Raw genomic sequence first — 20,096 nt, 5'->3', positions numbered from 1 at the left:
AGATGAACCTGATGAAATACAATCTATATTTGATATTCAGTTTGCTGTTGCTGGTTAGCTGTAGTCAGAAAGAGGATGTGGCCGGTGAGTTGCCGCAAGGAACAATAGCGGCCCAGTTGAAAATATCCGGTATGCCGGGCGTTTGTGGCAGTGATGCAGAAGTTGATATAAAGGACTTGCAGGGATTCCGTTTCGAGGATGGAGTGCTGGCAGAGGTCTTTCCGTCCTTGGCGTTGGATAAAGAAGGCATGTGTGCTTTCGTTCCGAAAAGAGAGAAGGGAGATCTGTATTTTCTTGCGAATGCCGGAGCTGCCGAAGGACTGGATAAACTGAAGCCGGGCGTATCCTTACTGGACGATTTCATGGAGCTGGAGGTTTCTTTCCCTTCACTGTCACTGGAGGTGCTTCCTATGACCGGCTGCATGGCGGTTGAAGGCAAGCATACGAAATCCGTACTCATGAAACGCAGCGTGGCGCGGATTGATTTGTCATCGTTTGCCAAGGGAGTGTCTGTAAAAAGTGTGGCGGTGCGCAATGTCTTGACAAACGGCTATATGAATGAGTCGGAGGTTGTCCGTACGCCCGAAACAGACGAGAAGACCGATTTTGAGAAAGTGTTTGAAGATGGCTGTTTCATGAACCGGAGCGAACCTTTGTTTTATATGGCCGAACAGAAGAATGCGGGGCTGGCAGTAGAGATTCTGTTGAACTGCAACGGTTCCTGGCAGCGTTTGGAAGCGCGACTGCCTGAAACGATCAGAAGAAACACGGTTTATGATTTGCAGGTGAGCGGTCTGGGGGCTTCGGCAAAAGTGGATGTCATTGCAGGAGATTGGGAGTCTGGTGACGGAACCGTTTCTGAAAATCGTCCGCTGGGAGTGATTGATGCGTCCGCATCTGAATTGTCCGGCGGCGTGCGGATCAATGCGACAAACGATACGGTGCATGTTCCTTATTATGGTTCTGACTTTCGGCTGGCTTTATTGGGCGAAGAAGGTGCCAGAATAAAAGTGGAGGGCACTGTTGACGGAGTGATTGTGAACCAGACTGCAGCGCGCACTCTGCAAAAAGTAGCTGAAGTGTCAGTTTCAAGCAAAGTGCGTATGCCGGGCACAAAAAAGGAGTACATTTATCTGGATGTATATAGCCGGGACACATATGCTGCAAGAGTTGTGCTTGTCTTTGAGGGAAGTCCGGTGAGACTGGAAGGACAGATCCGTTTTGATTCGGATGGAATATGCGACTTCAACCGCTATATAGACGGTGAGTTGGGGATGATCACATTGCCGGAAGGCAGGGAAATCCGCCTGGAGTTTGCCGGAGATTCGCCCCATTGGATGAAACTGGATCAGAATGAGGAAGGCTCCTGGCGTTTGCTGGGAGGATGGAAACCGAACGATCCGGAGGCGGACGGGCGTGTGCAGGAAGGAAAGATTGTGATTTCCGGTACAGACGGTCTGCATCGGGAAGTCTATACGGTGCGGCGCGTCAACTGGGGATTGCCGGTGGTGAACATCCATGGCACATGGTGGTGCAAGTATAATCTGCGCGGAAATGTAAAGCGTTTTGAGGATCAGGTGCTCATCCAGAGCGATCCGGCGACGCAAGAAAATCTGGCGCAATACCTGATGAGCTGTAGCGAGAGCGAACTGCTGGCTTTGATGGGGCATCAATATCAGGGAGGAAACAATGACGGACTGCCTCTGTCGCATAACGGAAACAGCTTCTATTATGACGGGATGAAGTCTTCCGGACAGAATTTTGGCACGATGGATCCGTCTGAAATGGCTCCTGACGGTTACCGGATTCCGAGTTATGAGGATTATGCTTTCTTTTCGTGGGGAGATAATGTGAATTTGGGCGGTGTCGGTTCACGTCCGTTCAACAACAAAACGGGCCAGCGCCTGAACGTGACGGTTGCCGAACGTGATGTGTCGTTTTTGGGAAATCATTTCGGCGTTGTTTCCTTTTATGACTTTGAGCAGGATGGAAACCATTGGGTCTTGTACGGGCTGGGCCATCAGTGGAATACGACGCCCGGAAGTATCGCCCGGATGAACATCTTGTTCGCCACTTATGGGCATTCGTCGAACACATGGGGCATGGAAGGATATGCTTCGAGTGAAAATCCGGGTAACAACTGGTTCAAGTTTGTGCCTCAGAACAGTCAGAAGACACGGACCATCCGGTGCGTGAAGAATGCTGTGGAGTATATTTATGACTGACAGCCGGTCTGTCCTGTGCAGGCATGATTTTCGGATTGCCTCGTGGATAAGTCTGTCTTTAGGATAAAGATGTATGTCTTCAGGCTGGAGATACACATCCTTAAGCTGGAGATGTATATCTCTAGCCTGGAGATACAGATTATCCGGACATATCGTACTTTGTCTATCTGACATGTCATTTTTTATTAACGAAAAAACAAGTAATCATGCAATTGAATAAACTATTTCTGAAAGTTACCGTTTGCCTGTTTTTGGCAGTTCTTCTTTTTCAGTCGTGTGCCGACGAGGAGGCTCCTGGAGTTTCTCCTCCTGCTGCCTCTTCGGTCAAGATAAAGTTTTACGCTTTTCCTGCCTCTTCTGCCGGCGATTCGCTGGCAGAAAGGGATGACCGCTTGACATCAGTGAAGGCCTGGCTTTTTGAGAACGGCATCCTGTCGGAAGTGTGGGAGCAGATTCCTTTCTCGGGGGAAGGGTATGAACTGAAGCTGGATAAGGTTTCAGGGCGTTTGTATGCCGTGGCAGCAGAAGACGGTCTGGCTATGGACATGCGGGATGCTGTTGTCGGAACTTTGACAGAGCAGGAATGGCTGAAGGCGACGGTGAAGATGAAAGGCGGTGAATTGAAACATTTTGCGACCGGCAGTTTGGACTTGTCCGCTGGTGAAAGCCGCGTGTCCTCCTCAACGCTTGTACTGAAGCGGGGCATTGCCCGTTTTGACTTGCAGATTGAACCGGATCAGTCGATAGAGGTAGAGTCGCTGACTTTGAAGAATGCGCTTCAGGATGCCTATTGCTTTCCGCAGGAGTCGGTGACTGTACCTGAAGATGCCGTATACGGCGACCATGTGGTACGTTTCTCTTCGCCCTTGACAAGCGACAGTCTGGGAGTCGTTCATGTTTACGAGCAGGCTAATCCGGAGCTGAAAGTCTGCATTGATGCGAAAGTGTCCGGCAGTCCGGTCCGTCTTGAAGAAAAAATGCCTGAGGTCATCAGACGTAATTCAGTTTATGTGGTGAAAGTGAAAAACGAAGAACAAGGTCTGCAGCTTAGCATTGAAGAGTGGAATAAAGAGCATATAGACTTGGATGTGTCGGTGAGCAGCCGGCTGAAGATCGCTTCGGCCTCCGTTTTGCCGGAGGGAGTGGAAGTGGCGGATGAAGGAAGCACGCTGAAACTTCCGCATGCGGCAACGGATTTTGTATTTGGCGTCGATTGCGACAACGAGCTTGAACTGGTTTCTGCCGAAGGAAGTGCACTCGTGCAGGTTGAGGCTGTTCCGCAAACAGGTGCGAATCTGTATAGGGTGCGCAAGCCGCTGTATGTGCCGAACCATCCGCAGGAGGAGGTCGTGCTTCAGTTTCGCCGCAAAGGTCTGACAAATGCATACCCGGAAGATTGCATCAGGCTTTCAGCATCTCCGAATCCGGTGACAGTTTCCGGCCTGCTGGCTTTTGATCCGGAAACTTACGCTTGCGATTTCGGGCGTTATATCGATAATGAACTTGGCGTTCTGTCGTTGCCGGATGGCAAGCAGCTTTCTGTTGAGTTTGATAGAGGCGAGGATCCTTGGATAAAGATCGACGGGAGAGATTCTTCGGGTGCTTGCCGTGTAATAGCCGGCTGGAAGCCGAACGACAAAACAGCCGACGGGCGTGTGCAGGCGGCCCGCCTGGTGATAAGCGATAAAGAGGATGCTTCACGACGTGAAGAGTATGTAGTCAAGCGCCGGAATTACGGCCTTCCCGTCACCTGGTTCCATGGGGTATGGTGGTGCAAATACAATGCCCGCGGAAATTCGAAATCATTCGACGACCAGATTCTGTCGTCGTCGGATCCGGCAGAGATGGCAGGCAAGACTGTGTATGACTACCTTGCGTCTTGTCCGGCAGAAGACTTTCTGGATTTGTGGAGATGGGAATACATGGGCGACAGCGGAATGGGAATGGAAGTGGTAGATGATGGCGGCAAGCTCGTGCTTGCTGGATATAATAATGGAGAGAAGGTTCATCTGAACAAATTGCCGGCCAACGCTTTGTCGCCTGAGGGATATGAGCTTCCGTCGTTTGAAGAATTCAACCGGGTGTTTGATGCCACTGATTATATCTGGATGATGTGGAACGGCTCACATAAGCTGAAAGTCCCCTGGGAAGGCCACGAGATTGTAAACCGTGAGCGTTTTTGGCGTAACGGCCTGCAGCTTGGCACAGTTCCGATGCAGAATATCATTATCTGCCGGATGTCGAGCCCGGATTTTCCGGAGCATGAAGGAATTACGTGGTACGGTGCTTCCGCTCAGTGGAATTCAGACGGAATCAGGCATGCAGACCATTATAATAACATCCTGTTTGCGATGAGTTCTGCAACGGGGCAGGGGTGGTATATTGCAGGAGGCCTGGATAACCTGTATCTCAACAAGAACGGGGCAGGAGCAAACAATTCGCGTGTTTTGCGATTTAAGAAATCGCCGGTAGAATATATCTACGGGTATCTCGAATAATGGTGGCCGGATGAAAGGATGGACGTATGAAGATGCAGTACCCGCAGATTTAACGAATCGAAATTCAGCATCTTCATACGTCCTGTTTTTTTATGTTTCAGATTTCTCCCTTTTTGATGGCTTCCATCACATTTGCGGGAGCGCGCTGTGCCAGATATTCTTTTTTCATGTAGTCCATGTAGGGGGCGGCATGTTTAAAAAACTGATGATACCCTTTGCAAAGGTAGTTCAGTCCCGGTTCTCCGGAGGCAGCCCGCATGAAACGGTTCTTCGGGCATTCCCCGTTGCAGGCGAAAAGGTATTCGCATTCCCGGCACTGCGAAGGAAGTCCCTCTTGTTTCATCCGTCCGAATCTCTGCTGCTTTTCCCCGTACATCATTTCTACCAGCGTCTTTTCGTGAATGTTGCCTAGCTTGAACTCAGGGAAAACAAAATGGTCGCACGAATAGACATCTCCGTTAAACTCCATTACTCCGGCGTGACCGCACCATTTTCCCAGCGTACATACTCCCGGCTGTTCTCCGACCCAATTGGCCAGCGTTGAATCGAAGAGTTGGATGAAGTAGTTGCCCACATCGTTGCGTACCCATTCGTCAAAGATGGTGCAGAGAAAGTTTCCCCATTGTTCGGGTGAGATGGAGAAATCGGCCAGCTTCTCGTTTTCCTCAAGCGGAGAGGCCAGATGTCTGCCGTCGGCATGGGGACTGATTCTTTCTACGATGGGCGTGAACTGGATATAGCGGCAGTTTATTTCTTTGAAGAAATGGTAGAAGTCAAGCGGATAATCGCCGTTGAAGTCGTTCACAACCGCCAGTGCGTTCCATTCCACTCCGTGCTTGTTCAACAGGCGGATGCCTTGCATTACTTTAACAAACGAAGGACGTCCCTGCCGGTTCTTCCGGTATTCGTCGTGGAACTCCTGCGGACCGTCGATTGAAACTCCTACCAGCCAGTTGTTCGTCCGGAAAAATTCGCACCATTCATCGTTCAGCAGTGTGCCGTTTGTCTGGATGCAGTTGTCGATGGTCCGTCCTTCCGCATATCTTTTCTGCAATTCCATAACGCGCTTGTAGAAGCTCAGCGGGCGCATCAGCGTTTCTCCGCCGTGCCATGTGAAGAGCACTTGCGGCATTGTCTGCGACTGAATGTATTCGCGGATGAATTTCTCCAGCAGCGCATCGCTCATTATGTGTTTTGAGATGTCTTTATACAGGTTGGATTTTTCGAGGTAATAGCAATAGTCGCAAGCCAGGTTGCAGACGGCACCTATCGGTTTCGTCATGATATACATCGGTCTGGCAAATGGAGCAGTAATCATTTGGGGTAGTTGGAATTTAAGCGTTAGTAATTAATGGTTAAGCATACTCGGAGAGGCATCGTCAGTCCGGCATTTCTTTTATCTTGTCGAGCAGCCCCCGGCAAGCGTCTTCGAGGATGTCAAGCACATTTTCGAAGCCCTGTGCCCCGCCGTAATAAGGATCAGGAACATGGTCAGCGATCTTGACCTTGCAGAAATCTGTCATGCGGCCTATTTTCTTCTCCGTTTCAAAGTCGGGAGCTTTTTCGCGCAGGGCATCAATGTTGCTGTCGTCCATTCCCAGAATCAGGTCGAAATAGTAGAAGTCGTCGGTCCGTACAGGGCGTGAACGATGAGTCAGGCGATAGCCTCTTCTTGCAGCGTGCGCACGCATTCTTGCATCGGGCAGGTCACCTTCATGGTAGCCGCTGATGCCGGCGGAGTCTACTCCGATTTCATTCTCCAGTCCTTCCTTCTTGAGGAGCGTTCTCATGATCTCTTCTGCAGATGCCGAGCGGCATATGTTTCCGAGGCAGACAAAAAGTATTTTATATTTCATGTAAGCAGCAAATAATTGGCAATTGATAATGAATAATGGAATGTCATACCTGATTGTTCATGTTCAGATAATCCTTGAATTTCTTTACGTCTGTGTTTATTATCAGTTCTTCAGGAAACTCCGCCTCGTTTACCAATTCCAGCGCGAAGTCGTATGTGGCGATATCGAACGAAATGTGTGCGTCGCTTCCTAAGATAACCGGTACTTCGTACTGTTTGCACAGGCGGAGTATTTCCAGGTTGTTGGGCCTGGCCTCCACCTTATGCCGGCTTGGGCGCAGTGAGCTGTTGTTGATTTCAAGCAGGGTGTGATGCTCTTTTGCAGCCTGTACGATCGGTTCAAACAGCAGTTTGGCCGTACCATCCCCCGGATGGCTGATAATGTGAATATAAGGATTCGCTATGGCGTTTATCATCCCCTGTGTGTTTTCTTCGAGAGTGCCCGGCGTATAGCAGAGCGAATGGATTCCGGCTATACGGATATCGAGCATGTTCAGGTAATGTTCGTCAAAGTCGAGATTTCCTTCCGTGTCGAGTATGTTGATTTCTGCTCCCAGCATCAGTTCGATGCCGTACATGTTTCGCGGAACAATGTAAAGGTTGCGGAAATAAATAGGAGCACAGCTTCCCGGTATGCCGGGCGAATGCTCTGTGATGCCCAGCAGTTTCAGTCCTTTGTCTGCGGCTGCCTGCGCCATTTCCTGAATCGTGCTGAAGGCATGTCCGCTAGCGATGGTGTGTGTATGTACGTCTAACTCGATTTTCATATCTGTCTTTTTTAGCGTTCATAATTTAAGCAGATGAGTCTGCACCGGTAGTTACATAGGGTCTGCATCGTAATAAAAGTTTACAGTACGGAAGCGTTCGTCTGCCGTAATGGCTTGCTGTACTTCCGTCAGGTATTTCTTCACTTTGCTCATTGATGCCTGTTGTTCTATTTTGATTACTATTTTCCGGATAAACAGGGTCTGTATTCTTGCTACAGGCGGTTTGTCCGGACCGAGCACCCTTTCTTTCAGCCCGTTGCGCAAGTAGACTGCTGTCTGCGAAGCTGCCTGTTCCAATACGTCTTCTTTCCGATGTTTCAGGTATACATAGATGAGCCGGTAGAAGGGCGGGTATCTGAACAGGTGCCGTTCGGCCAGTTGGTCTTCATACATTTGCCGATAGTTATTGTCCAGCACCTGCCGGATAAGCGGCAAATCGGGTGATTTTGTCTGCAAGACCACCAGCCCCTGCTTGTCCCTTCTTCCTGCCCTTCCTGCCACTTGGGCCATAAGCTGGAAAGCGCGCTCATACGAACGGAAGTCGGGGTAGTTGAGCATGGAGTCGGCATTCAGAATGCCCACCACGCTTACTTTGTCGAAGTCAAGTCCTTTTGACACCATTTGCGTGCCTATCAGGATATCTGTCTTTCCGTCTTCAAAATCCGCAATGATTTTCTCATAAGCTGTCCGGGTGCGTGTGGTATCCAGATCCATTCTGGCCACGCGCGCATCCGGAAACAGCAGCCGGATATCATCTTCTATTTTCTCGGTGCCGAATCCGCGGTTAGTCAGTTCGGTCCCTCCGCAGGCCGGACATGCCTCGGGCACCTGATAAGTATAGCCGCAATAGTGGCAGGTCAGTTGGTTCAGCCTTTTGTGGTAAGTCAGGCTCACGTCACAGTTCTTGCATTTGGGCACCCATCCGCAAGTGCGGCATTCAATCATCGGGGCAAAGCCGCGGCGGTTCTGAAAGAGAATCACCTGCTCTTTGTTGTCCAGGGCTTCTTTTATCTTTTGCAGGAGGAAAGGAGAAAATTGCGCCGTCATCCGTTTTTTGCGGGCAAGCTCCTTGATGTCTACCAGCTCGATGTGCGGAAGCCGGATCTGCCGGTGGCGTTCTGTCAGTTCAGCCAGTCCGTATTTTCCTTGTTCGGCATTGTAATAGGTTTCGATGCTTGGCGTGGCGGTTCCCAGCAATGTCTTGGCGGCGAACATGGATGCCAGCATGATTCCGGCATTGCGGGCATGATAGCGGGGAGCCGGATCCTGCTGCTTGTAGGACGTTTCGTGCTCTTCGTCAATGATTACCAGTCCCAGCCGTTTGAAAGGCAGGAATATGGACGAGCGCACTCCCAGAATCACCTCGTAAGGAGTGTCGGACAATTGCTTCTGCCATATTTCCACTCGTTCCGCGTCAGGGAACTTGGAATGATAAACTCCCAGGCGGCTGCCGAACACTCTTCTCAACCGTTCGGTGATTTGGGCGGTCAGTGCGATTTCCGGGAGCAGATAGAGCACTTGTTTCCCTGCTTGAAGAGCCTTCTGTATCAGGTGGATATAGATTTCTGTCTTTCCGCTGGATGTTACTCCATGGAGCAGGCACACATCCTTTTGCCCGAACGAGCGGAGAATGGAGTCAAACGCTGCCTGCTGGATCGGGCTGAGAGCATTTACCGGACTTGTTTCTTTCGCCTCCAGATCAAGTCTTCCGGTTTCATGTTCGTATGTTTCAAGGATTCCTTTGGCTGTCAGTTCGTTCAGAATGCCGGATGAAGCTCCTGCTGCTTCGGCCAGCTTTTCCCGCGAAACTTCTTTGGGTTCGCATCCCTCTTCCCATTCCGACAACTCCAGATACTTCAGCAGCACCTCTCGTTGCCTGGTTGCGCGTTTCAGCATGTCCAGTTGCAGATGAATGTTTCTTTCGTTCCGCATCTTTTCGGTCAGGCGGACCCGGGTTTCTGTGCGCGGCTTGTAGTTCAGCTTCAGCTCTTCTTTGATCCGTATCGCGTCTTTTTCGAGAAGCGACCTGATGACAGGCATCAGGTTTCTTGTTTGTGCCGTCTTTTCGAGCTGCGAGATATTCAGGCTTTTGTTCGCGAGCAGGTCGAGCACTTTCTGCTCTTTTTCGGGCAACGGTCCGGACGCCTCGAATTCAGGATTCCCCTCCACACGCGTTTCGCTCTCCAGCTTCAAGCCGGAAGGAATGGCTGCATTGTAGACATCCCCTGTTGTGCAGAGGTAATAACCGGCCATCCATTTCCAGAACTCATATTGGTGTTTCAGCAGAATAGGATGGTTGTCGAGCACTTCGGTCACTTCCTTGATTTCGTAATTGGCCGATGGCGTGGAGTCTGTCTGGATTACAATTCCGGTGTAATATCTTTTGGCTCCGAAGGGAACGATGACACGGCTTCCCCATTGCACTTTTTCCGCCAGACTCTCAGGGACAGAATAAGTGAATTGACCCGCTACGGGCAGAGGCACTATGACATCGACATATTTCTTCATAGGGCAAAGATACAAAGAAACTCCGTTTCCTGCTTCCTGTTTCGGCAGATAAACGGAGTTGCATGCAATTTCTTTTTCAGTGGAATCAGAACATGTAGGCAAGTGATATCTGCCACGTGTTGTGCTTGAATCCGTCCTGGGTTACGCTTCCGGATTCGTCCTTTACCATAATTCCGTTGTCTTTCAGGCCGAAGTTGTAGTTAGCACCGATGCGGAAGTGGCTGAACAGGTTCAGTCCTGCGCCAACGTTGAAGCTGGTGGTCTTTTTCTTGAACTCGCAGATGTCTTTAAACCAGCTGTGCCCTACGTTGAATCCGAACTGAGGACCTACGGCAACGTATGCTCCGACAACGCTGCTGAACCCGAAGTTCCATTTCACGTTGACAGGGATTTCGATGCTCTTCTTCATTGTAGAGCCTTCTTCCGTATCAATGCCGAACTGGTTGTACAAGAGCGAAGCGTCCAGACCAAGGCCGAGCAGCGGCAGGGTGACATCAGCTGTGGGACCGATAAAGAATCCTGTCCGGTTGTCCGGATTGAACACTTCTTTTGATATGGATACTTTCGATACATTCAGACCGGCCTTTACACCGAACTTTAACTGGGCTTGTGCCGGCATGGCCAGGCAGAGGCAAGCCATAAGCATTAAAGCGGAAAAAATCTTTTTCATAATTTCTTTCGTTTAGTGAACGGGACAAATATAAGAAAGTTTTTCCAGTTTCTCGCTCTTTTTGAGCGCAAAGGCGCGAAGGCGGAATGATTCTGCCGCTTTATGCAGCACGTTCCGTGCGTCGCGCCTTTGAGGGCCGGTGTCTACATTCCGAAGCGGGAAGTGTCTATATCCTTTGTGGCTTTCTTTTTGTAGCCTCCAAACTTGTAGCTGAATGCTACGGAGAAACTTTGCGCATAGCTCCTTACATTCATGTCGAAATGCTGGCTGCCGTTGCGTGATCTGATGTCAATGTGGTTCAATCCGTTGAAGAGGTCGGTGCCCTTCACCTGAATCATCGCCTTGTCACCTGCGAACGTATAGCGCAAGGCGGCATCCACATAGCCGATGGCACCGCTGCGGTAGCTTCCCTGTATGATGCCTGTCTGTCCGAATGCCGAGATTTCCAGCCGGATGTCCGGATGTCGGCTCAGCGTAAAGGTGTTTGTCCATTGTCCGATGCCAGCCCATCGCCTGTTGTCGAAAGGCGCATCATAATAATGGCTTGCCTTGTCGTGTTTCAGTTGCGCGTTCAGCGTCAGACGGCTGTCCCACCATGCGCCGGCCTTGAACGGAATGACGGCGGTAAAGGTCAGCAGCTTGATGAAGTCCCAGTTCTGGAAGTTATATACGGCCCTCAGTTCGTCGGAGTCGAGATAAGTCATCTGCATGAAATAGTCGGGCACATAGCTGTATGACGCCTGGAAGATGTATTTGCTTTTCATTATATAGGTCAGGGAAGCGGTATAGTCGGCATAGGGACGCAGGTATGCGTTGCCTTCAGAGACTTGGTATCCGTTCAGATAACTGGTTGTGCCGCTCAGTGTCCAGTAGTCCGGATAAGTCTTGTCTGAGCTGAACGATAGCTGGAGAACGTGTGAGGCAGAAGGCATGTAGTTGAGCGAAAGGTTGGGATAGACCGCCCATTTCTTGTAGTCCGTCATCCTGTAATACTCTACCGCGGCCGATGCGCTGAGGCTCCATTGCGGATTGAAAGCCTTTTCGAATCCGGCATACAGATTATAGGTATATTCGTCGATGCGGCTCTCGTTGTTCAGTCCGGTCATTTCGGGAAGGTCATAAAGCTGCGAATTCCGGTCATTCACATAGGTGAATGCGGCGCCGTAGTTCAGCTTCCATGCTTCGGGGAGTGCATGGCTCTGGTCGGCATACACTTTCCACCGGTCGATGCGCTGGCGCGAATCGCTTCTGAAAGCGGTGATGCTTCCTCCGGCATCCGTATCGGAAAAGTTCTGCGAGTCTTTGTTCCCATAATAGGTATAGTCAGCTCCGGCACTCAGCCCGAATCCTGAAGTGTAGTTCAGCGAAGCATTGTGGAGCCGGACATCGCTCCGCTTGTCATTGTGTGAGTCTGTCACGTTTCCCCATGCGTCCATGTATGATTTTCGGTCCGGACTGATGCTCCCCGTGTAGCTCAGGCTGATACTGTTCTTCTCGTCCGGCCTGTAGGTGGCTCCCGCACGGAAGGTGTGGGTGAGGTTCCGTATTTCCCCGTTGTCCGAAAGGCGGATGTCGTGCGTTTTGTCCTTCACCGTGTGCAAGGCCGAGAAGTCGAATCCCTGGCGGACATACTCATCCTTGAGATTGTACATCACGTCTGCGTCCCATTTCTCCGAGAGCCAGGTCAGTGCCGCTCCGCCGTTTCCTCCGCCTTCGTCCTTTTGGATATAGCTCCCGTTCACTTCCCCTTGCAGTCCTCCTTCGCCTGCCTTGTAGCCTTTCAGCACGAGGTTGATGGCGGCACCGCGCACATGGTATTGGGGAGGAGCGCTGTACATCACCTCCGCCCGTTCCACGCGCGAGGCCGGCATACTCTTTAAGAGAGAAATCAATTGTTCTTCGGTCATTGACGAAGGCTTTCCGTTCAATACGATGCTGAGGCTTCCGGTTCCGGCAAGGCTGGGCAATCCGTCCTTCTCCATCACCCCCGGAAGCTGGAGAAGCGCTTCGTAGGCATTGGTTACGAGGCGGTTTGCGGTCAGCCGGGGCATGTCGTAGGTCAGCCTGCTTCCTTCCACCTTCACCAGCGGGCGTTCCCCTTTCACCACCACTTCTTCCAGCGCATAGTCTTTCGGTGTGAGAGTGAATGTGCCTGCATCTTCACCGCTTCCTTCCCGTTCCATCGTCTGATAAAGCATGTGCTGCACGATGAGGCGGTAATGTTCCGGGCAGGCATTGAAGCTGAACACTCCCGCCGTGTCGGTGATAGCGGCATCGGCAAACGTAGAGTCGGCAAGCTGGAGTATCACGGTAGCCGCATCCACCGGCTTTTGTGCCATGTCGGTAACCTTGCCCGTGAGAGTCTGTGCAGAAAGATCCGTTCCGGCTCCTGCAGTAAGCAAAATGCCAAGCAAAAAAGATGTTTTCATGTCTGTATGTTTTTGATTTATTTCTTTACCTTTGATGCTGCAAATGTAGGAAGCCCTTTCCGCTTTCTATGTTAAGGCCAAGGTTAACGTAACGTTAATGGAGATTTGCTTATGAAAGATGTAAAATATATCCGCTGGATAGCCTTCATCGCCCTGCTGGCGATTGCCGAGCTTCAATATGTGTGGCTTTCCAATTCCTACCGGATGGCGGAAGAGAGCCTGTGGATGAAGGCGAACGAAGTGTTCAGGGAAGCCTCGCTGGAAGAGGCGTTCGACCGGATGGGAAGCTACAAGAGGCGGATGTTCGGAGCGCGTGATACCATTCTGGCGATGAAGTTTGAAGTGGATACATCCTACTCTGTCATGCAGGGGATGCCGAACAAGTGGCTGATGTCGAACATACATACCAGCCTGCAGGATTTCATTCATTCGGAGGTTCATATGGACATATCGCTTCCATCGCTCGACTCCATCTATGCTCATCTGCTTGATTCGGCAGGTATCCGTGCCGATGTGGCATCATGTATCGTTGATTCCACGGGACAGGTGCTCCGCAGTTCGGAGGGGAAGGAGCTGCATCCGGGCGGTGTCCTGAAGACCGAACCGTTGGTGCTCGACTTCGAGAATGCGCGTTTCGTGCAGGGCATCATCACCAATCCGTACTGGATCATCGCCCGGCGTATGCTTCTCGTGCTGATAGCCACGGTGCTGATTATCGGTGTGCTGGTGTGGTGCATCGTGTGGCAGATACGTGTCATCATCCGGCAGGACAAGGTGGCGAAGATGCGCGAGGACTTTTCGTATGCCATGATACACGATATGAAGACACCGCTCAGCTCCATCGTGATGGGCACGCGCATCCTCGAAACCGGACGGCTGGATAATCAGCCGGAAAAGCGTGCCAGGTATTTCCGTATCCTGAAAGAGGAAGGAGACCATCTGCTCAGCCTTACCAACAAGGTGCTGACGCTTTCCAAGCTGGAGAACCACCAGCTGAAGCTCGTAAAGACGGAGTGCAGCCTGCGTCCGATGCTGGAGGATCTTGCCGAGAAATACAGGGCAAAGTCGGAGAAGCGGATCGATTATGTGTGGAAACTGGAGGCGGAAACCGTGTATGCCGACGAGGAGTTTCTGAAAGAGGCGTTGAGCAACCTGATAGACAATGCCGTGAAATACTCGGGAGGGCAGGTGGAAATCTGCTTCACTTCAGAGGCGTTGGACGGCATGGTCCGCATCGGCATACGGGATAACGGATTCGGCATTCCGTTCAAGGAACAGGCCAGGATATTCGAGAAGTACGAACGCGCTTCGGCCACGGCGAGGAGCCGGAACGGAGGTGCTCCGGGCTTCGGCCTGGGACTCAATTATGTGCTCCGTGTGGCAGAGGCACATGGCGGACGGGTAGAGGTGGAAAGCATTGAAGGAGAATACAGCCTATTTTCGCTTTACCTGCCGTCGGAAGGGGAAGAATTATCGGACAAGAATGAGTGAATGTCCCGTTGTCTTTATCGTATCACTCCAGTGATACGATTGCTTCACTGAAGTGATGCGATCTCTTCACTCTAGTGATACGATCTCTTCACTGGAGTGATACGCTTGAGGTGTCGGGAAAAGATAAAAAATGACAACTATGACCAAGGTTTTGTTAGTGGAAGACGATGCCAATCTGTGCTATATCATTAAAGGCGGACTGGAAGACATGATAGGCGGCTATGAGGTGGAAACCGCTTCCGACGGGCAGGAAGGAATCCGGAAGTGGAAAAGCTGGAAGCCGGAAGTGATTGTTTCCGACATTGAAATGCCGGTGATGGACGGATATGAAATGGTGCGCCGCATCCGTGAGTCCGATGCGTGCATCCCGATTCTGTTCACTTCGGGCCGTGTGTCGCCCAAGGATGTGGTGAAAGGGTATGAAATCGGAGTGAACAACTATGTGAAGAAGCCCTTTCTTCCCGAAGAGCTGGACGCACACATCAAGGCTCTGCTGAGGCTGACTCATGCAAGGGAGCCGGAGCGTGCGGATACTTTCTTCCGGATCGGCAAGTCGTATGTGTTTGATGCAGAGCGCAGCGTGTTGCATCAGGAGGGTCAGCCCGACCGGGAACTGACCGTCCGTGAGTCCGGTCTGCTCCGGATTCTTTGTGAGGGACAGGGGCATGTGGTGCGGCGCGAGGTGATACTCTCCCGCCTTTGGGATACCGAAGACGACTATTTTGCTTCGCGCAGCCTCGATGTCTTCGTGTCCCGCCTCCGCAAGATGCTTTCGGGCGATCCGGATGTTCGTCTGAAGACGGTGAAAGGCGTGGGACTGATGCTGGAGGCTGGCCGGACGCACGCAGGTACGGAGCCGTAAAAGTCCGGTTTCCGTGCCTGCGCGGTGTCCGTTTCTCTTGTCATTTGTCCAGCATTCCTCCGAGATATTCTTTCAGCGTACTTACGTATTCGTTCAGCGCATCCCTGCCCTTGTCGGTCAGGCGGCACGATGTGCGCGGTTTCTTTCCGATTATCTCTTTCCTCACTTCGATGTATCCGGCCTCAGACAATTTGTCTATCTGCACGCTCAGATTGCCGGAGGTGGCCTGTGTCTTGTCCTTGAGATAGCTGAAGTCAGCCTCTTCAACGGAAAGCAGGAGCGACACCACGGCAAGGCGCAGCTGGGAGTGCAGCAATGGGTCAAGCCCTCTCATATTGTTATTCTTTGATTTTGTTTCTGGCTATATGCGCCGGTATGATCATGAATACAAGAAATGACATCCCGAAAAGGATGTTCCAGAAATTATGGCACCAGCCTTCCGTGAGCATGTATACGGCGGCAAGCAATCCTGCGAGAGGTGTCCAGATAAAGGCCTTCTCCTTTATCACAAGCCCTGTCATGGATGTGCCTATGCCGGCATAGATGAGCGAAAGCGGCATCATTATCGAGAAGTTCATGACATGGGTGAGGACTCCGATGAGCACAATTGCGATTACCGTGAATATGAACATGCTCCCGATAACTTTCCATATATTGCCCAGCATGCTGTCGATATAGGTTGTCACTTCAGGTTTGGAACTTTTGCGGAAGAAGGTGTTGGCAATATAAGGTATGAACATGGCAAACCATGTGAACATGGCTTCTCCTCTTCCGGTGAAATGTACGGTTACCCATGTGATTATTGCGGTAATCAGGGCGGTATAGCCGTATATGAGGAAGGTGTTGTAGTCCTTCTTCATGGTGGTTCCCTTCTTTGTCTTTCTGATCATGTCGGATATGAGTTCCAGACTTTCCCGTTCGTTGATTTTTCTGTCTTCCATAATCTTTACTTTTTTAATTGGTTTATTTTATAAACTATCTATGTCTAAAAAAACAGGCACCGCGCGTCATTGCCTGTTCTTTTGCAACAAAGATAAATAAGTTTATTTTATAAACCAAATAGCGAGGCGTTTTTTTTAAAAGAATCCGTGAAATGTTTTTTATCTTTGCAGTTGCACTCCGATGAAGAATCTGAAGACATTTTGTCTGGCAGACATGCAGCGTTTCGAGAAATGGGTGGCAGAAGATTATAAACTGGTGAGGCAGGCTTGATCTGCCGGCAGGTGCGGGGCAGAAGCATTTATTTGTTTGGTCCTGTCTGCCATTGCGATAAGAATTAGTGGAAAATCCTATAATATTGAAATAAATTCGTCCTTTGTATGCAGTATTTTGACAGTGATTATATGGAAGGCGCGCATCCGTTGATTTTGGAGCGGCTGGTAAAAACGAATATGGAGAAAACTTCAGGCTACGGGACTGATGCGTATTGTGAATCGGCGAAGAAGAAGATCCGGAAAGCGTGCGGATGCCCTGAGGCGGAGATACATTTTATGGTGGGAGGCACGCAGACCAATGCGACGGTGATTACGGCCATGCTTCGTCCGTATGAAGGGGTGATTGCGGCTGCTACGGGCCACATCAATGTGCATGAAGCGGGTGCTGTGGAGGCTGGAGGACACAAGGTGCTTGCGCTTCCTTCGCACGAAGGCAAGCTGGATGCGGCGGAGGCCGACCGTTATATAGCTGATTTCTACTCGGATGCCAGCTGGGATCATATGGTGGCGCCGGGTATGGTGTATATCTCTCATCCCACGGAATACGGGACGCTTTATCGTCTGGACGAATTGGAGGCGTTGTCGTCCGTATGCCGCAAGCATCATATTCCCTTGTTTCTTGACGGCGCGCGTTTGGGTTATGGCTTGGCCGCTCATGGAACAGATGTGACGCTCGAAGCCATTGCGTCTTTGTGTGATATTTTCTATATAGGAGGTACCAAAGTGGGAGCCTTGTTTGGCGAAGCGGTGGTGATTCCCCGCCCGGGCTTCGTGAAGCAGTTCAATACGATCATCAAGCAGCGTGGCGTGCTCTTGGCAAAAGGGCGTTTGCTCGGCCTGCAGTTTGATACATTGTTTACGGACGGACTGTATCTGAAGATTGCCCGTCACGGCATCGAGATGGCCGACCGCATTGCAGCCTGCCTGGAAAAGAAAGGATATCGGTTTTATGCGGTCCCTCAAAGCAATCAATTGTTTGTGGTGCTTGAAAACAGCCGTCTTTCTGCGTTGTCCGGACATGTCAGTTTCGGCATCTGGGAAAAGGCAGATGCTGATCATACGGTTGTCCGCATTGCTACCAGTTGGGCTACGCGCGAAGAGGATGTAGAAGAACTGCTCTCTTTGCTGTGAGTTTAAATGCCAAAGCCGCGAGAAGTTCCGGGATTTGCCCGTCCGTCCTCAGCGGCTTGGCTGTTTCGGGGAGAGCATGGCGTCATTTATCTTCTTTAAACCAGGCGGCGTAGGTCAGATAATTGTGGGCCGTGCGTTGGTTGAGCGTTTTGCTTTGTTCCGGGTCTATTTTCTTGATGAAATGCGCCGGCACCCCTCCCCAAAGCGTGTATGGTTCGATGATTGTGTTTGCGAGAACCAATGCGCCGGCGGCTACAATGGCTCCTTCACCCACAACGGCGTTGTCGAGCAGCGTGGCTCCCATGCCTATAAGCGCATTGTTGCCTACGTGCGCACCGTGGAGGGTGACATTGTGTCCGATGGAAACGTCATCTCCCAGTTCAACGGTAGACTTCTCGAATAAGGTGTGAAGCACCGTTCCGTCCTGTATGTTTACGCGGTTGCCGATTCGGATGGAATTGACATCTCCTCGCAGTACGGCGTTGAACCAGATGCTGCATTGGTCTCCGATAATCACATCTCCGATGATCGTAGCGTTCTCTGCCAGATAGCAGTTCTCTCCGATTTGTGGGGTGAATCCCCTTACAGATTTTATTAAAGCCATTTTATTCTTTTCCGGTTGAAAGTTATTTGAACTGTGAATTATATCGCACTTGTTGCCTGTTTCAGCCATGCCTGTTCTTCTGCGTTCAGCATAGGGCAGAGCAGCTCGTAAACCTGCCGGTGATACTTGTTCAGCCATCCTTTTTCTTCGTCTGTCAGCATTTCGGCATGAATCGCCTCTTTGTCAATGGGGCAGAGGGTGAGCGGTTCGAACTTGTAGAAATCTCCAAACTCCGTGCGCTGGCTTTGCACGATGAGCATGGTGTTTTCCGTCCGCACTCCGTGGCGTCCCGCTTTATAGATTCCCGGTTCGTTCGTTATGGTCATGCCGGGCAGCAGAAGAGCCGGCACATGATTCATGCGGAATTGGTGCGGTCCTTCATGGACGTTCAGAAAATGTCCGACTCCATGCCCCGTGCCATGTCCGTAGTTGATGCCTGCCTTCCACATGAACTGGCGGGCAAAGGCATCCAGTTGCGTGCCGCAGGTTCCGTACGGGAATTCAGCCATCGACAAGGAGATGAAGCCTTTCAATACCAGCGTGTAGTCCTTTTTCTGTTCCTCTGTAACCGGTCCAAGTGCGATTGTCCGTGTGATATCGGTTGTTCCGTCCAGGTATTGCGCCCCGCTGTCCAGCAATAGCAGTCCTTCGGGTTTCAGTGTAGAGGCCGATTCCTCGGTTGCCTCATAATGTACGATGGCTCCATGTTCTTGATAGCCTGCAATGGTATCAAAACTGATGCCTTTAAACAAATCCTGCTGTGCGCGGAACTCAAACAGCTTCCGGTCAATGCTCTTTTCTGTTTCCTCTCCGTTTCTTACGGCGTTTTTCAGCCATATGAGGAATTTGACCATAGCAGCTCCGTCGCGTTTCATGGCTGAGCGGAATCCCTCGATCTCTGTTTCGTTTTTGATTGCCTTCAGGCAAAGTGCCGGTGATGGCTTTCGGATGACGGTTGTACAGGCGGATGCTGCTTGATAGAGCGCATAGTTGGCAGAATCAGAAATCTGGATGTTTCGTCCTTTATAGTTCAGCAGCGCTTCTGTAACCTGATTGTAGTCTTGGGTGTTGATATTGTTGGCGGCAAGGTATTGGCGCGTTTCTTCGGTGAGCTTTTGGGGGTGTATGAACAATGTGGCATCATTGGCGGTGATAAGCAGGTAGCTTACAAAGACCGGGTTGCAATGTACGTCGTCCCCTCTCAGGTTGAGCGTCCAGGCTATTTCGTCGAGTGCTGAAAGAAGCACTCCTTCTGCACCGTTGCCGTGTATGCTTTCGCGTATTCTTGCCAGCTTGCTCTGGCATGATTCGCCGGCATAGCACAAAGGCAGGATGAAGGGGCGGTTCAAGGGTATGGATGGGCGGTCGGTCCATAGGACCTCAAAAGGATCGGGAATGGAAACGACTTCCAGACCATATGCTGCGACTGCAGATTTCAGCATTTCGGTTTCGTCCAGCGTATTTACAGTACCGTCAATCCCGATGCGTCCGTGGGGCGAGAGCTGCGAACCCAGCCACTGAGGGATGGACGGAGTTTCTGGCAGCCGGTCTTTAAATAAGGTATATTCTGTGCCCTCCAATTGTTCTTCAGCCTGCAAAAAATAACGCGAATCAGTCCATAGCCCGCATTGGTCTGCGGTGATGACCGCCGTCCCTGCTGAGCCGGTAAAGCCTGATATCCATTTCCTGCATTCCCAATGGGCAGGTACGTACTCTCCCGAATGAGGGTCGGTGCTCGACACAATGAAAGCGTCGACGTGCTGCGACAGCATGACTTTTCTCAAGGCGGCGACACGCTCTGTAATGATATGTTTCATGATGTGTAACTGTTTTTAATGTATT

Annotated in this window: 15 protein-coding genes; 5 read left to right on the top strand and 10 right to left on the bottom strand. The window is 50.9% G+C overall.

Annotated elements, in window-relative coordinates; genetic code table 11:
- Window positions 1-11: 11 nt before the first annotated feature.
- Together QUW60_RS09610 and QUW60_RS09605 are read left to right on the top strand one after the other, a co-directional pair.
- Window positions 12-2,225 carry a hypothetical protein gene (locus QUW60_RS09610; RefSeq protein ID WP_289560119.1) on the top strand — a complete coding sequence of 738 codons (2,214 nt, stop codon included), beginning with the start codon at window positions 12-14 and terminating at the stop codon, window positions 2,223-2,225.
- Window positions 2,226-2,431: 206 nt separating this feature from the next.
- The gene (locus tag QUW60_RS09605) at window positions 2,432-4,723 is read left to right on the top strand and encodes a hypothetical protein (RefSeq protein WP_289560117.1); all 2,292 of its coding nucleotides are present in this window, start codon (window positions 2,432-2,434) and stop codon (window positions 4,721-4,723) included.
- 97 nt (window positions 4,724-4,820) lie between these two features.
- Here QUW60_RS09605 and QUW60_RS09600 read toward each other — a convergent pair whose 3' ends face one another.
- The 6 genes from QUW60_RS09600 to QUW60_RS09575 form a co-directional block, all read right to left on the bottom strand.
- Window positions 4,821-6,041 (bottom strand): anaerobic sulfatase-maturation protein, encoded by a 1,221-nt coding sequence (locus tag QUW60_RS09600; RefSeq protein WP_289560115.1) that lies wholly within the window; start codon window positions 6,039-6,041, stop codon window positions 4,821-4,823.
- A gap of 61 nt (window positions 6,042-6,102) precedes the next feature.
- On the bottom strand, window positions 6,103-6,579 hold the full coding sequence (locus QUW60_RS09595) for a low molecular weight protein-tyrosine-phosphatase (RefSeq protein WP_258336752.1): 477 nt from the start codon (window positions 6,577-6,579) through the stop codon (window positions 6,103-6,105).
- A gap of 43 nt (window positions 6,580-6,622) precedes the next feature.
- Window positions 6,623-7,345 (bottom strand): phosphatase, encoded by a 723-nt coding sequence (locus QUW60_RS09590; RefSeq protein ID WP_289560112.1) that lies wholly within the window; start codon window positions 7,343-7,345, stop codon window positions 6,623-6,625.
- A 51-nt stretch (window positions 7,346-7,396) separates the two neighbouring features.
- A complete protein-coding gene (gene priA, locus QUW60_RS09585) occupies window positions 7,397-9,853 on the bottom strand; it encodes a replication restart helicase PriA (RefSeq protein ID WP_289560110.1) in 2,457 nt (818 codons plus the stop codon).
- 85 nt (window positions 9,854-9,938) lie between these two features.
- Window positions 9,939-10,523, bottom strand: a complete 585-nt coding sequence (locus QUW60_RS09580; RefSeq protein ID WP_289560108.1) for a porin family protein — start codon at window positions 10,521-10,523, stop codon at window positions 9,939-9,941.
- Between the two features lie 143 nt (window positions 10,524-10,666).
- Complete coding sequence (locus QUW60_RS09575; protein WP_289560106.1) at window positions 10,667-12,952, bottom strand: outer membrane beta-barrel family protein; 2,286 nt, start codon at window positions 12,950-12,952, stop codon at window positions 10,667-10,669.
- Between the two features lie 111 nt (window positions 12,953-13,063).
- On the opposite strand from QUW60_RS09575, the gene QUW60_RS09570 reads away from it, so the two are divergent.
- Window positions 13,064-14,443, top strand: a complete 1,380-nt coding sequence (locus QUW60_RS09570) for a sensor histidine kinase (RefSeq protein WP_289560104.1) — start codon at window positions 13,064-13,066, stop codon at window positions 14,441-14,443.
- A 139-nt stretch (window positions 14,444-14,582) separates the two neighbouring features.
- Window positions 14,583-15,305: a response regulator transcription factor gene (locus tag QUW60_RS09565; protein WP_289560102.1), complete on the top strand. Its 723-nt coding sequence runs from the start codon at window positions 14,583-14,585 to the stop codon at window positions 15,303-15,305.
- 40 nt (window positions 15,306-15,345) lie between these two features.
- On the opposite strand, the gene QUW60_RS09560 is transcribed toward QUW60_RS09565, so the two are convergent.
- The gene (locus QUW60_RS09560) at window positions 15,346-15,639 is read right to left on the bottom strand and encodes a winged helix-turn-helix domain-containing protein (protein WP_289560100.1); all 294 of its coding nucleotides are present in this window, start codon (window positions 15,637-15,639) and stop codon (window positions 15,346-15,348) included.
- 4 nt (window positions 15,640-15,643) lie between these two features.
- Complete coding sequence (locus tag QUW60_RS09555; RefSeq protein ID WP_258336743.1) at window positions 15,644-16,246, bottom strand: hypothetical protein; 603 nt, start codon at window positions 16,244-16,246, stop codon at window positions 15,644-15,646.
- A gap of 378 nt (window positions 16,247-16,624) precedes the next feature.
- On the opposite strand from QUW60_RS09555, the gene QUW60_RS09550 reads away from it, so the two are divergent.
- Entirely contained in the window at window positions 16,625-17,650 is a 1,026-nt protein-coding gene (locus tag QUW60_RS09550; RefSeq protein ID WP_289560098.1) for a threonine aldolase family protein, read from the top strand.
- An 82-nt stretch (window positions 17,651-17,732) separates the two neighbouring features.
- Here QUW60_RS09550 and QUW60_RS09545 read toward each other — a convergent pair whose 3' ends face one another.
- The gene (locus QUW60_RS09545) at window positions 17,733-18,254 is read right to left on the bottom strand and encodes a gamma carbonic anhydrase family protein (protein ID WP_258336739.1); all 522 of its coding nucleotides are present in this window, start codon (window positions 18,252-18,254) and stop codon (window positions 17,733-17,735) included.
- Window positions 18,255-18,292: 38 nt separating this feature from the next.
- Window positions 18,293-20,071 (bottom strand): aminopeptidase P family protein, encoded by a 1,779-nt coding sequence (locus QUW60_RS09540; RefSeq protein ID WP_289560096.1) that lies wholly within the window; start codon window positions 20,069-20,071, stop codon window positions 18,293-18,295.
- Between the last annotated feature and the right edge of the window lie 25 nt (window positions 20,072-20,096).

Source organism: Bacteroides gallinaceum, from assembly GCF_030373775.1.
In the GTDB taxonomy this organism is placed as follows: Bacteria; Bacteroidota; Bacteroidia; order Bacteroidales; family Bacteroidaceae; genus Phocaeicola; species Phocaeicola excrementipullorum.
Note: the sequence above shows the minus strand (reverse complement) of the source record. Positions and strands in the feature narration are given on the sequence as shown.